Origin of the sequence: Flavobacterium sp. RSSB_23 (assembly GCF_051547145.1) — a bacterium.
Classification (GTDB): domain Bacteria; phylum Bacteroidota; class Bacteroidia; order Flavobacteriales; family Flavobacteriaceae; genus Flavobacterium.
In genome coordinates this window covers 47,589-61,817 of sequence record NZ_JBPTTO010000009.1, presented here as the reverse complement: position 1 = coordinate 61,817, position 14,229 = coordinate 47,589, and the positions used below count along the sequence as shown (strand labels likewise).

Genomic DNA, 14,229 nt, shown 5'->3' with positions numbered 1-14,229 from the left:
AAAATTAATTAAAGAAATTCCAAACCAAACCAAAACGAACCGTAAAATCTCTATAAGGTGTATTGGGAGCTGAAAAGTAATTATTTGAAGAAAAAAGAGAATTAAAATGCTCCGCTTTTAAATAGATACGTGTTCTTTGAATTTTAGCATTTACAAAAAAGTCGAATAACGGAAAATTTCCAATTTTCTTGTCGTTTTGCACAAAAAATTCTCCAACAACTGGATTGTAGTCATTAGCATAATACGATGTAAAATAGTTCAGAACAATACCCGTTTGCAAATACAATGCTTTATTTTTGAAATAAGCATCTGAGAAATAAAAGGCACTTCTCATCGTAAAATCGGGTACGTTCAAAATTGCGTCAGATTGAGTTACTTTTTGATATAAAAAGGTATTATCAAATCCAAATTTTCCAAAATTGAATTCACGACTTGCTTTTACTGATAAATAATTGATGGTTTTATCATACTGATTAGGCGCAACAATCTGTTGTCTATCTAACTTTTGAGCAGCAGTCGTTATATCTTCAAAAAATAAAAAATCTTTCAAAACGGTATATTGAGCAGAAAAATTAACCCATTGAGTCGTAGCATTAGCTAAAATGCTATTTGTTTTTTCATTCTTAAAATTGTTCGACCAATTGTAGCTAACGAAACTTGATTGGTACAAGTTATAGTTATTATTAGCTAATTTATTTTTGTTTTGGTATTCAAAAGAAAACTGATTATCCTCGTCTAAGTCAAAAACCATTTTAGCTTCAAGATTAGACAATGATTGATTAGTTATTGATCGGGAATACAAAAATTTACCGTTCCATTTTCCTTTTGAATAATTGTATTGAGCACCAAAACTATTAATCTTTTCACTTATTACACTCGGGATTACTCCTGAAGCTAAAATTAAAATTTGGTTGTAATAATAGTTGCTTCTAAAATCATCAATGAAAAAATTAAACCTACCTAGTGTTGTATTTTCATATACAGCTCCAACTCGATTATACATTTTATTGAAATGCGTTTGGTCGTTGATATCGCTCGAAGAATAAGAATCGCCAAATCTCATAACAGAAGTGTTTCCTACTGTTGATGCTACAGTGGCTTGATTGTATTCGAAGAATTTATTCTCATAATTGAATTGATGGTTCAGTAATAAGTTATTCGCTCCCTTTTTCTTGTTGATTCTAAATTCGTGATCCAAAAACAAACGCCTTCCTTTAAGAAAAGATTTTGCATCGGTTAAGAAAACCTCCAAACGTGCTCGATTATCATAGTTTGGATCCTCACCTTCAAAATCAGAAACCGTTGTAATGCCTCCATTTTCGCCATTTAGAATATCTTGATAGGTAAAATGACCGTTGGCAATATATCTGAAATCCTTAGTATGATAACTGGTAGTAAACCTAAAATTTCCCGAACTAGACAATTGGTTGATGTATCTTCCTAAAGATCGTAACCCACGATAAGCAATAGAAAAGTTAAGATTTTCATTCACATTAACGGCGAAATAGGAATCTAAAGATTGTCCTTGTTGGATAGTCGTCTTAAAATAGAGTTCTGTTACAGGAGTAGCTACAGAGGCATACCTAATTTGATTAGCCTCCATAAAATTGAAATGCTTGGCTTTGAACCCCATTTCTGGAAAAATATCATTTTTGACTAAACCATAGTTAAGCGTATTATAGGTTTGCCCCTCATTCGGAAAAGCCAAAAGACCGAAATTATCTTTTCTTAAATAATTATGCGAATACTCTTTTCTGATTGTCAAAGAGGTATCAATATAAGTGGTGTCTCTATCCAGAGTAATGACACGATACAAATCGATTGGGGCTACTTTTGTTTTGGTTGTATCCACCGGTTTAGAACTGCCGTTTTGAGAGTTCATTCTTTTTGGGGCTTGGGGGAAAGCCATATAGGAAACAAACAAAAAAAGGATATAAAAATATATACGCATCGAAAATATAAAATGTTAGAAATTTGAAATCAAATTTAGTCAGCAAAGATAAATGATATAATCACTTTTTGCACAAACAAAATCATAAAGATTTAAAACATAAAAAAAGGATTAAAAACCATTAGGTTCTTAATCCTTTTCGATATATTCTAAATTAAGGTTACTCTTTAATAAACTTTGAAGTTACAGTAGTAGCATCACCAACAAAAGTTATTAAATAAACCCCTTTGTTAAGACTACCAATTCTCAATTGATTATTGCTAAATTCATTAGTAGACAAAACCTCCTTACCTAAAACATCATAAACTTTAATAGATTTAAGATTAAATTCTGAAGGCAAAGAAAACGAAACAAAATCTTGTGCAGGATTTGGATAAATCTGAGTAGATTTTTCAATAGAAAAATCTTTGCTTGATAATGTCAAACCATTGGCTGCATCAGCAATTAATGAAAATTCTTGACTACCATCTTTCAAAACACCTTTGTGCTTAACTTCTATTGTATAGGTTCCTGGTTCAGCATTTGAAATAAAAACTTTCTCAATATTATCTACATCATTATCTGAAACACGTGTAGCCGGATTTGTAATTACATTAGGATCAAGCTTCCATGGATAAAATATTTGTCCGTCTTTAATAACTTTTAAGTCAAGATTATTGACCAAGACTGACGCTCTATTATCTTCAACTCCTGAAGGCAAGGGAGTAGCAGAAGGATCTGTCCAAGCTATTGTAATACCAACATCTTGATTTCTGTCTATTGTAAATGTTCTGGAGAAAACAGCACCATCAATTAATAAGTTTTCAGATATATGGGTAGTTGATTTACTATTTGAAATAAGTTTGACAGAAGCCTTAGCATCAGCTAAACCCCATCCATATTCATAGTCAGGCCCTATTGACGCTCCTGTCTCTTTTGCAGTATGACAAATTAAGCCTCTTACCGTAGAAGACTTCATAAAAGTTCCTAGAACATTTTTATAATGTTGTTGCAACAAAGAAACAAGCCCTGCAATTGCAGGAGCAGCCATTGAAGTACCATTTAAAAAACCATAAGATGAATCTCCGGCAGAAGTAGTCGAATAAACATTAAGCCCTTTTGCTGAAATATCAGGTTTGATTCTTCCATCATCGGTTGGTCCCCAGTTACTAAACGAGCTGATTTGTACACTTGAAGGACCTGAATAACTTGGAACACTATTTACCGCTGCAACAACTAAAACATTCTTAGACAAAGTGCTACCTGTCAATAAATCATAACCACCTTTATCAATAATCTGTTGATGAACTAAATTTCTATCATTTCCAGCCGCTTTGACTATTTGGTAATAAGGAAAAACCTCGGCTATTTTATCAAAATCAGCTGCAGTTTGATCATAATAACCAAATCTCCACTTTTGTAAATTAGTAATTGTATAACCGTAAGAATGGTTAGAAACTAAAAACCCTTCAGAACCAAAACTTGTCATTTCTGATAAATCTTGATCCCAAAAAAAAGTTTTAGCCTGACTTTTAAATGCAATTCCTTTTGAAGCAGGATCAGAACCATTACTTAAAATAGTTCCAGTAACATGAGTACCATGTGATGATAATGAGCTAGCATCATCACCTAATGAAATACGATTACCAAATTCTTGATGTGTATTACGTACTTTACCCCCATCCCAAACACCCACTGTAATACCTGAGCCATCAAGATTTAACCCTAAGTCTCCACCATTATAAAGACTATTAGCTCCAATAGTAATTGCTGACTCAGCATTATCAATAGTATAAAAAATAGGTGTTCCATTTAAAAACCGTTGTAAAGATTTACTTTCTGATTCAACGACCCTATTCCTTTTTTTATAATCCGAAATAAGTATGTTTTCTTTAAAAACATCAGCTTTAAATCTTGCGAGAAGTAATAAAACTTCATTTTTGTTAGAAAAAGACTTTACCTTTTCCCTATCAAATATACTTTGAGAAAAACTAAAATTAAAAACTAATACTATAACATAAAAATATTTTTTTTTCATAGTCAATTATAAAAAAAACCTTCCAAAATCAATTTGAAAATGGAAGGTTAAATTAGTTAGTAATAAATTCTGATTAGTAACCAGGATTTTGTTTAAGATTAGAATTCAAATCAATCTCTGACTGAGGAATAGGCAATTGCCATTTAAAACTACCTGCAGGAATTGTTAATGCACTAGCTTCTACTTTGGTTCCACCACCATTAGCATAATCACCTTCAGTTGCATTTCTTGACATTTCTAACCCAAGTCTTTTAAGCGTAAAGAAACGATCCATTTCAAAAGCTAACTCAAGTCTTCTTTCAAGCAATATTGCGTTTAACAATGCCTGACCTGTTTCATTTGGAGAAACGAAACCAGAATACCTTTGCGCCCTAACTGCATTCAATTCTGTTAAACCACCTCCGTTTAAACGATATTGCGCTTCAGCCATATTTAAATAAACTTCTTCAACACGTAAAACTTTAATATCAACGATATTAGGGTTACCCGTTAATCTACCATTGTATTTTATAATATGATTGTAAGTTTGCCCTGAATAAGCGCTAGTAACAAAATAAGCAGATTTTCTAATATCTGTAGTTTGGAATAAATCAAAAACATTTTTTTGTGCTACATATTCTGAACGAATTCCGGCAGTTGTAGTTTGTGAAAATGCTACTCCAGGAGTTGAACCATCAACTTGTTCGATTCTAAGTTTGAATAAAACACCTGCTGAATTAACATCATCCCACAATCCAACAAAACTTGATCTAGGACAAACAGTAGCTCCAGATACAGCTAAATTACCATATTGAATTACTTTTGCATAATCACCCATATACAAATAAACTCTTGACAACAAAGCATAAACAGCAGCACGTGAAGCTTTTCCAGATGCTAAAGTATTTGTTGTTCCAATTTTATTACTAGCAATCAATAAATCTTCAACAATCTTTTGATAAGATTCAGCAACTGTCAAACGAGTTGGCTTAGAAAATGGATCATATTTATCCAAATAAGGCATACCTAATGAAGCATTTGCATCTGTCGATTGCGTAGGGATCTTTGAATAAATTCTAACTAAATCAAATTGATTTAATGCACGTATAAAACGAGCTTGCCCTTCTACATTGTCTCTTTGTGCAGAAGGAGGAGCAACATCAATTTCATTAATTACTCTTGAAGCTAACAATGATGCTCTATTAGCACTATTAAAATAATCAAAGTGAGTACTACTAGGCACAGAAATCAATCTGAATCCATTGGCATTTGACTGTCTGCCTTGCTCTTTTAAAATAAGATTATCAGTCATAACCTCAGTGTCAATAATAAATTCTTGACCATAACCACCTGCACCACCATTCTTAATCATATAAGAATAGGCGCCTACAACCATATTTTCTAAATCAGTAAGATTTGTTAAGACAATTGACTCACTAACAGAATTATAGGGTCTAAAAGTAATATCGTCTTCTGAGCAAGAAAAAAATGCTACAGACATTGCTAATATATATATATACTTCTTCATAAGTTTTATTATAAATTAATTGTTGCACCAAAAAGGAACTGTTTAACATTTGGATAAGAATACAAAGCAAACTGACCAGGTACTAACAAAGTCGTTTGAGATTCCCCACTTCCAATACCAACTTCTGGATCACCATTAAATTTAGTCCAAGTTAAAAGATTCTGCATTTGTGTGTAAAATCTAATGCTCTCAACTGGGAATCCAGGGAAATTTTTTCTTGAGAAAGTATATCCAACATTAAGATTTCTAAGTCTTATATAACTTGCATTTTCTAAGAAACGGGTAGATGTCTGGTTTGAATTCACACCAGATTTCTGAAAAGGTGCTGGATATTTTGCATCTGTATTAGTTGGAGTCCAATAATCAAAAGCATCAACTGCTTGATTTCTTGCAGGCGCAGCACCATCAGCAACCATATTTTGCCACATGTAATTATAAGTATAATTACCATCTTTAAAAACAAAATCTGTTGATACGTCAAAACCTTTGTGAGAGAATTGGAAACCAAATCCACCTTCATACTTAGCGTATGGAGTTTTACCTGTTAAAACTCTATCATTTTCAGTATATGTACTTGTTATTGTGCCATCTAATTTTCTATATGTAGCAAGACCTGTAGCTGGATCTACCCCAGCATAAGGCACTAAGAAAAACTCATCCGGTTGGTATCCTACTTTGTTTACAGTTAAACCACGAATCAACTGATTGTTTGGATCTTGAGGTCTATTCAATGTATTGATTTCTCTATCAAAAGTAGCGGCATTTACATAAAATTGTAAACTTGTATTCTCATTTTTAATAACATATGCCTTTAATTCAATCTCAGCTCCTTTGGCTGTCCAATCACCAGCATTTATAAAAGTTGCAAATGATGAACCATCAGTAGTTTGGTCTTGATAAATAAAGTCTTCTCTTTTATCATTAAAATATGATGCTGATAACAATACCCAATTTTTAAATAAAGCACTTTCAATACCAACTTCGGTTTTAATAGCTTTCTCAAACCTAAGATTATCATTACCAATAGTAGAACCAGTAATGATTGTCCCTATATTTCCTCCATAGGGCGTAGTAGTAAATAATGATTGTGCTGAATAGCTACCAACACCATTTGTTGAATTTAGCTCACCATAAGAAGCTCTCAATTTAAGGTTATTTAACCAACTAATATCCGAAAGAAACTCTTCATTAGTAGCAACCCATCCTATAGAAGCACCTTTAGCAAACTCATATTTGTTATTGGAACCTAAAAGTGATGAACCATCACGTCTACCATATAAAGAAACTAAATACTTTCCTTTGTAATCATAATCTAAATTACCAAACATACTTAATGTAGCATTCTCAGTTCTACCCGTTGCAGGAAGACCAACAACAGCTGTACCAGCAGTAGGTAAATTACCATTCAAATAACCTTTTCTAGTAAGCGTGTAAGATCTAAAGTTCTGCTTAAAGTATTCATACAACACAGTTGCATCAAAATTATGATCTTCAGCAATTTTAAACTTATAGTTTAAACTATTTGTCCATTGGTATTGAAGATCATCATGACCGTTATCCGTTTTTTGACCTCTAGCAGCTGGATCACCTACAATTAAATCCAAAAATGAATTAGGCTTTGTAAATGACTCTCTTTGGTATCTTTCATAGTTAATACTCATTTGAGAATTTAAAGTAAGGTTTTTAATCAAACCAATTTCTACAAATGGACGGCCATAAACTCTAAAGAAACGCTGTTGTTCAGTATTATTTAAAATAGCTTCAGCAATTGGGAAACCAGCTGCTGGTGTATTAAAAATTGGCTTACCAAAAGAATCTAGAATAACTTGACCAGTAGCATCTCTTTGGTACAACGGCTCATATGGATTATAATCATACATAGCTCTAAAAGGGTTCTGAGCATTGTTTCTATCTCTAGGCTCGTTGAATTTTTCATAAGAACCACCAACATTAAAACCAAATTTTACTTTATCAGAAGCTTTGTATTCACTATTGTATCTTCCAGTAATTCTATTAAACCCTTTCAAATTATCAATAATACCAGTATTTTCAGTATATCCTAAAGACATATAATTGGTATACTTTTCATCACCACCTGAGTATGAAAACACATTATTTTGAACAAATCCATCCTTTAATAAAGTATCTTGCCAATCTTGATTGTATGACTTCAACAAATCAATTTCAGCTTGAGTCTTACCAAAACTTGGTCCTGCGCCAATTTCGCTTTCATAACGAATTTTTTCCTCAGCATTCATCATTCTCCATGTATCTTTAATCTTTTGAGTAAAACCAATAGAATTATCAAATGTGAATTTCGCTTTAGCATTCTTTCCTTTTTTTGTTGTTATAACAACAACCCCATTTGCTCCACGAACTCCATAAATTGCTGCAGATGCACCATCCTTTAGGATATTCACAGATTCTATATCTGAACTATTTAATGCAGAAGCTTCAGTACCACTAACAAATGCCCCGTCAACAACGTAAATAGCTGAAGCACTACCACCAGTAATACTTACTGCACCACGAACAGAAACAAATGCACCAGCACCTGGTTTACCATTATTATTGGTTACCTGAACACCCGCAGCCTGACCTTGCAATGCATTAACAATTGTAATTGCAGGTGATTGTCGAGTAATTTCTTCTGCTGAAACTGTAGAAACAGAAGAGGACATCTTTTTAGCGTCTTTTTTGAAATAACCTAAATTTTGAACTACCACTTCATTTAAGGCAACACCCATTTTCATTTTTACATCTACTGAATTGGAAGCCCCTACAGTCATTCTCATCGTGTCCATTCCTAAAAATGAAAACACAAGAACATCGCCTTGTTTTGCTTTAATGGAGTATTTCCCATCAAAACCAGTTTGTGTACCATTTTTAGTACCACTTACTACTACATTTACTCCTGGCAAAGCACCAGTTTCATCAGTAACAGTACCAGAAACTGTCTTCTCTTGTGCGAAGACAAATTGCATTGACAGCGCCAATAGCAAAGAAAAAATCCATTTGAATTTTGATCTCATATTATTATTGTTTGAATTAGTTATGCAACAAAAATCACAATAAATTCTTAATATACCAAACAAATAATAAAATAAATCCATTAACAAATGTTCAGAAAACAATAGCTAAATGTGAAAATTTTAAACATTTCTCAACAAAAAACTTCATAAACGAAAAATAACAATGAATAAAACAATATTTTTGCCAAAAAAAATTTAATGCTAAAACCTTTTTTTTTAACGGAAAATTTAGAATGTGGCTGTGATGAGGCCGGTAGAGGCTGTTTAGCGGGGCCAGTAACCGCTTCTTCTGTAATACTTCCCTTTCATTTCAACAATTCTTTACTTAATGATAGCAAACAATTAACAGAGAAAACGCGAGAAAAACTTAGAGTTGTAATAGAAAATGAGGCTATAACCTATAGTGTGACTCATATTGAGTCTCTTGAAATTGACGACATTAACATCTTAAATGCTTCTATAAAAGCAATGCAAGAATGCGTGATAAAATTGAACCCAAAACCATCAGCAGTGATAATCGATGGTAATGCCCCTTTTATACCCAAAAGAGGAATTATCAAAAAAGGGATTAAAATATTTACTGAGGAAGAAATTCGTTTTTTAAGCACACTACCCAATGCGAGTATTATAAAAGGAGATGGGAAATACCTAAGTATAGCTGCTGCATCTGTTTTGGCTAAAACATACCGAGACGAATATATGAACCGTATTCATGAAGAGTTTCCTATGTATAATTGGAAAAAAAATAAAGGCTACCCTACTCAAGAACATCGAGAAGCTATAAAAAAATATGGCGTAACCAAATACCACAGAATGAGCTTCAGATTATTGCCTGAACAACTCAGCTTGGATTTATAAACTTAGAATGATGCTTCTTTCTATTTGTTAGTGCTGTTCGGAAAACTCACATTCGAATAATGTAGCGAAGTGCTTTAGGATTTTTGCTTTCACTTCATTCTCATCTACAACTTCTACTCCAAGTTCTACATTCAAAGAGGTAACAGCCTTACCTCGAATACCACATGGAATGATGTTATCAAAATAACCTAAGTCAACATTGACATTTAAAGCAAAACCATGCATAGTCACCCAGCGGGAAGCACGAACACCCATAGCGCAAATTTTTCGTGCAAACGGCGTCCCAACTCCTAACCAAACCCCTGTTTCACCTTCGCTTCTACCACATTCTAAACCATACTCTTGTAACGTCAGAATAATAGCTTCTTCTAGAAAACGTAAATACTTATGTATATCCGAAAAAAAGTTTTCTAAATCTAAAATAGGATATCCCACAATTTGCCCAGGTCCATGATACGTAATATCTCCCCCACGATTGATTTTGTAAAAAGTAGCACCCTTTGCTTCTAACTGCTCTTGATTTAAAAGCAAATTAGTCATATCACCACTCTTCCCCAACGTATATACATGCGGATGCTCTACAAAAAGTAAATAGTTTGGAGTAGCAAGATGAGTATCTTCTCTCCTATTTTGAATTTTTAAATCGACAATTCCTTTAAACAATTCTTCTTGGTACTCCCAAGTTGCTTTATAGTCTTTACTGCCTAAATCTTGAAGCTGGATAGTTCTATTCATTCTGTCTTTTCTAAAATTCAACCTCTAAATTCAATTTTTCTGGATTCTCCATATATTCTGAAAAAGGATACTGGAGTGTAACTGTTTTTCTGTCCTCACTAAATAAGGCTGAAGTATTCGAAACTTTTTTTACTGGTTTAGCAAAATGATACTTTACAATATAATTGGATGAAGCAAAAATCATTTTATTCATTTCAGCAGCTTCCTCATTTAGCCTTTCCTTTTTGACTTTGTTCAAAACTGCAATTCTAGTAAATTTATTTCCTTTAAAAGAATAAGACAAAGTAGAATTGTTGTTTGCCAGCCCTTCTGAAGGAATAGCTGACCCAAATTCAGTTGCCTTATTAGCTTTATTTTGAAGTAAACTAATCGCATTGATTGCCGTCATAGCATCTTGTAATTCTGAGACGTTCTTGAAATTAGTTTGCAACGAAAATAAAAACTGCTTTTGCTCTTGATTCATTTGCATACGCATATTGAAATTTTCTAATTTTTTCAACAATTGCTGCTCGTCTATTGATAATTTGGCAATACTATCTTTATTATCCGCTAAAAGTTGCTTAAAAGTAAAAGTAGAATCAATGCTCTTCTCGTTTTTCAAAGAATCTTTAGGCATCATCGCCATCAAACTTGAACCATCCAAATCAACATTGAATTTTCCCGAGCCATCAGCTTCTATATAAATATTTTCTGTAACTGTACAACTCGTTAACAACAACGTCATACCTAAGATTAAAAACAATATCGATTTCATATGTACTATTTTTATGTGAAAATGGTAAAAAACATTCTACCTTAATATATAGTATGCATTTCCTACCAATCTTTTTATCTGTGCCAAAGATACTAAAACCCTAGCCATACTTTCATAGAAGAAAAAATCTTTATTAATCCATCCAATTATTCTTCAAAAACGATTACAACTGATGTGCTAATGGGGTCAAATAAACTTTCGAGCAAGCCAAAAGATATTTCAACAGACTTTTTATCAGCACTGATTTTGGCATTAGGGATTGAAACTGATTTTATTTTTTTTGTAAAATGATAACTAAGCGTTACTCTTTGATGTATTTTCTTGTCACCAAGTTGTTTCTTATAATTGTTGATTGTTGCTTGTTCTCTTTTCAAATGCTCTTCATCGATTATGGTTACCATTCTTTTGAACTCATTTGACGATAATTGAAAAGCAACTTTATAATAATGCTCTTCGGCACTTAACGCATAATTATGAACAATATCACTAACATATTCTTGTGTTTTATATAAATCGGCGATTTGATTTGCTTGAAGAAAATTTTGCGTAAAAGTGGTTCGGAATTCCTTTTCAAAAGAATTCTTCTTAGTGTGCACTTTCACGCCTTTGTATGCATTAAAAACCGCTTTATCTTCAGGCGTTAGCTTAGAAAAAGTTTCGGAATATTTCGAAATATAATCATCAAAAACATAAGTGGTATCTACAAAAACTTCCCCTTTATTGTATTCTTCACCAGCCAATTGCTGATAACTCTGCTCTATTCGAAGCATTTCTACAGTTATTATTCCACTACCGTTCTCATTAAAATGAATGGTTTCTGTCACTTGACAACTCAAAAAAAACAACCCGAAAATAAACAACAAAAAAAATCTTACTCGTTTCATATCTCAAATATAAAGAAAAACCTTATATAGGTAACGTAATCATTCATTCAAAATTATAGTTAATTAACAAGTCCAATAAGCATAAAATTCATTAATTAAAAAACTTTTTGATGGAGCAAATGATAAAAGAAAAAATAAATTTGTAAACCCTTAATCTTAAACCTAACCTATGAATCAAGTTCTAAAAAATGCAATGCATTGTTTTTTACTACTGGTTGTTTTGTCATTATTCACTAATTGCGAAACCGAAGTAAACTACAAAAACTACCAACCCAATTATTTATCAAGTATTGACGCTACCAATTTACCCGCTGGTAACAAACCTATGACTCTATTTGAAGACAATGAAGACCCAACCCTAATGTACAACAAAAAAGACCGTTGGTTTCGAGTTAACGAACCCCTTCAAGTCATACTAAAAGGAAAGGATTCTGTACAAGTTTCATTGTATTCGCCAGTTGCTTTGACAGACGTAAATATCTATGCTAAGCTCCCAAATTACGAAAAAAAATTCGTACTCTTTCACTTTAGCAAGATTCCTGCGTTTCATCGCTCAGTACATCAAATCCCTTTAGTAGTTAGCAAAAATGATTACTTATTAGAAAATGGAAAAACGGTAACTATCGATAAAATAGAAGGATTTTCATCCGGATCTATTGAATTTTCTGTCACTTCAACAGATCCTTTATTTGCCAAATTCAAAAAAATAAAATCCAATCATTTAGTACAATTTCACGATGGTTATCATGTCAATGAACCAGGAAAATTTCTTCCAATGAACCCAGTTTTAGCCAAAGAAGCCATAACAATGATCATAAATTATTCCTATGCTTTAAGTCACCCACTGTATTATCAAACCTTTTCCAATTTTGACAAATACAAACAAGACCAAGCCACATTAGCAGGAACTCCTATAAATGGCGCTTTAAATTGGCACGGCAACACTGATGATGTTAATGGAGTTTATGATTATTACACCAAGGAAGAAATAGAAAAAATTTACTGGAATTACTTAGATTCTAGAACCGTTTACCTAGCAATGGTAGGAGGCGGAAGTGCTTGGGGAGGAGGACCTTTGGCTTCTCAATGGGAATCTGGGTATATCACAGGTCATTGGTTAGGTGAAATGTCTGTTTGGTCTCACGAATATTCTCATCATATTGGATTTAGCCATAGTAGCAATTTAGCCAATAGTGGTGAAGGTGGAGGACAACAAGAAATGCTCACTCACTTTTATAAATATCTGATTTACCTAAATGATCTTCCCTTTATTGACCCTGAAATACTAAAAGGATGGACAAAAACAGACTACTTGAACAAAAAAGACTACAAAAAACCTGTTTTCAAAATCAGCCCTAACAACCCTTTCTTACTTAAATACAAAGGAGAAGGAAAATGGAATTAATACCACTTACCACTATGAAAAAAATTTTATTTATAGCTCTATTATTTGTTTTTACTTGTTGTAGTAAAGATTCTGATGCGGTTTACGAGCCTACCAATTATCAATATTATTACTTAAGTAACGAAACAACTATCAAAGCCAATCAAATTATTGGAGGAAAAGGCACTTTAGAAGCTAACGCCATCGCTATCGCAAACAATAAATTATACGTTTGCAACGGCGATGTTCTTGAAATATTTGACGCCACAACTTTATCTTATCTTTCAAGTCTCAAAAGCTATACAAAAGGAACTACCACAATTCCGTTCACAAAGTTATCCTCAATTTCTATTGACAATGACCGTATTTACCTCGGTAGCATTGACTCGAGGGTTTTTGTTTTGGACGAAAAAACATTATCTGGAATCAACACGATTGGAAATGGACAATGGTGGCAAACTTTTGTTCACGTATTTGGACTAAAAGCAAAAGATGGCTTCCTTTTTGTCAAAGAAAAAGAAAATTCAATTAAAGTATTCCAAACAGCACAAATTACCGAAACCAGCAATTGGAACTTAGCGCCAATCGCAAAATTAAATACGCTAAAAGGCTACACAGAAATATATTCGATGGATATCGCCAATGGAAATTTAATCGTTGCTGGACAAAACGCCAACGGTTTTTTACATTACAATCTAAAAGACATTGAGAAAAACGCAACCAACTCGTTGACTGTTCCTATTTTACCTAATACTAAAACACAAACTGATAACGTTCCATTATCTGTGGTCTTCAGCGATGAATGGGCTATAACAACTGAAAAAATAAAAAACACCAACTATATTCGCCTGTATCCAAAAAACGTTTTTTTTGATCAAAATTACACGCCGACCATCAACAATTCGGATATTATGGGAGAAAATGCATTTAACTCCATTACTAATTGTGTATTGCTAAAGGATCGTTTGTTTGTAGCTGATAACACCAATCAAGTGATAAGAGTTTTAAAAGTAAATAAAGCAACTATTGCGGAACAAAAATAAAATGTCTTGATTTTTTCAATATGTTTTATTTATAAAAACTCTTCGTTTTAAAATAACAGAAAGA

The 14,229-nt window shown here is 32.9% G+C and carries 10 protein-coding genes; 3 read left to right on the top strand and 7 right to left on the bottom strand.

Annotated elements, in window-relative coordinates; genetic code table 11:
- Nucleotides 1-4: 4 nt before the first annotated feature.
- The 4 genes from ACSVH9_RS13305 to ACSVH9_RS13290 form a co-directional block, all read right to left on the bottom strand.
- Complete coding sequence (locus tag ACSVH9_RS13305; protein WP_438064141.1) at nt 5-1,882, bottom strand: putative porin; 1,878 nt, start codon at nt 1,880-1,882, stop codon at nt 5-7.
- 229 nt (nt 1,883-2,111) lie between these two features.
- Nucleotides 2,112-3,968, bottom strand: a complete 1,857-nt coding sequence (locus ACSVH9_RS13300; RefSeq protein ID WP_438064140.1) for a S8 family serine peptidase — start codon at nt 3,966-3,968, stop codon at nt 2,112-2,114.
- Between the two features lie 73 nt (nt 3,969-4,041).
- Entirely contained in the window at nt 4,042-5,475 is a 1,434-nt protein-coding gene (locus ACSVH9_RS13295; protein WP_438064139.1) for a RagB/SusD family nutrient uptake outer membrane protein, read from the bottom strand.
- Between the two features lie 8 nt (nt 5,476-5,483).
- A complete protein-coding gene (locus ACSVH9_RS13290; protein WP_438064138.1) occupies nt 5,484-8,507 on the bottom strand; it encodes a SusC/RagA family TonB-linked outer membrane protein in 3,024 nt (1,007 codons plus the stop codon).
- Nucleotides 8,508-8,705: 198 nt separating this feature from the next.
- On the opposite strand from ACSVH9_RS13290, the gene ACSVH9_RS13285 reads away from it, so the two are divergent.
- The gene (locus tag ACSVH9_RS13285) at nt 8,706-9,365 is read left to right on the top strand and encodes a ribonuclease HII (protein ID WP_438064137.1); all 660 of its coding nucleotides are present in this window, start codon (nt 8,706-8,708) and stop codon (nt 9,363-9,365) included.
- Nucleotides 9,366-9,392: 27 nt separating this feature from the next.
- On the opposite strand, the gene lipB is transcribed toward ACSVH9_RS13285, so the two are convergent.
- From lipB to ACSVH9_RS13270, 3 genes are all read right to left on the bottom strand, one after another.
- Nucleotides 9,393-10,100 (bottom strand): lipoyl(octanoyl) transferase LipB, encoded by a 708-nt coding sequence (gene lipB, locus ACSVH9_RS13280; protein ID WP_438064136.1) that lies wholly within the window; start codon nt 10,098-10,100, stop codon nt 9,393-9,395.
- 10 nt (nt 10,101-10,110) lie between these two features.
- Entirely contained in the window at nt 10,111-10,854 is a 744-nt protein-coding gene (locus tag ACSVH9_RS13275; protein ID WP_438064135.1) for a hypothetical protein, read from the bottom strand.
- Nucleotides 10,855-11,000: 146 nt separating this feature from the next.
- Complete coding sequence (locus tag ACSVH9_RS13270; RefSeq protein WP_438064134.1) at nt 11,001-11,738, bottom strand: hypothetical protein; 738 nt, start codon at nt 11,736-11,738, stop codon at nt 11,001-11,003.
- Nucleotides 11,739-11,907: 169 nt separating this feature from the next.
- Here ACSVH9_RS13270 and ACSVH9_RS13265 point away from each other — a divergent pair, with 169 nt between their 5' ends.
- Nucleotides 11,908-13,143: a hypothetical protein gene (locus ACSVH9_RS13265; protein ID WP_438064133.1), complete on the top strand. Its 1,236-nt coding sequence runs from the start codon at nt 11,908-11,910 to the stop codon at nt 13,141-13,143.
- A gap of 14 nt (nt 13,144-13,157) precedes the next feature.
- Complete coding sequence (locus ACSVH9_RS13260; protein WP_438064132.1) at nt 13,158-14,165, top strand: hypothetical protein; 1,008 nt, start codon at nt 13,158-13,160, stop codon at nt 14,163-14,165.
- The last annotated feature ends 64 nt before the right edge of the window (nt 14,166-14,229 follow it).

Coding starts and splice junctions, on each gene's coding strand:
- ACSVH9_RS13305 (WP_438064141.1), bottom strand. CDS start 1,882: ATGAACTCTCAAAACGGCAGTTCTAAACCGGTGGATACAACCAAAACA.
- ACSVH9_RS13300 (WP_438064140.1), bottom strand. CDS start 3,968: ATGAAAAAAAAATATTTTTATGTTATAGTATTAGTTTTTAATTTTAGT.
- ACSVH9_RS13295 (WP_438064139.1), bottom strand. CDS start 5,475: ATGAAGAAGTATATATATATATTAGCAATGTCTGTAGCATTTTTTTCT.
- ACSVH9_RS13290 (WP_438064138.1), bottom strand. CDS start 8,507: ATGAGATCAAAATTCAAATGGATTTTTTCTTTGCTATTGGCGCTGTCA.
- ACSVH9_RS13285 (WP_438064137.1), top strand. CDS start 8,706: ATGCTAAAACCTTTTTTTTTAACGGAAAATTTAGAATGTGGCTGTGAT.
- lipB (WP_438064136.1), bottom strand. CDS start 10,100: ATGAATAGAACTATCCAGCTTCAAGATTTAGGCAGTAAAGACTATAAA.
- ACSVH9_RS13275 (WP_438064135.1), bottom strand. CDS start 10,854: ATGAAATCGATATTGTTTTTAATCTTAGGTATGACGTTGTTGTTAACG.
- ACSVH9_RS13270 (WP_438064134.1), bottom strand. CDS start 11,738: ATGAAACGAGTAAGATTTTTTTTGTTGTTTATTTTCGGGTTGTTTTTT.
- ACSVH9_RS13265 (WP_438064133.1), top strand. CDS start 11,908: ATGAATCAAGTTCTAAAAAATGCAATGCATTGTTTTTTACTACTGGTT.
- ACSVH9_RS13260 (WP_438064132.1), top strand. CDS start 13,158: ATGAAAAAAATTTTATTTATAGCTCTATTATTTGTTTTTACTTGTTGT.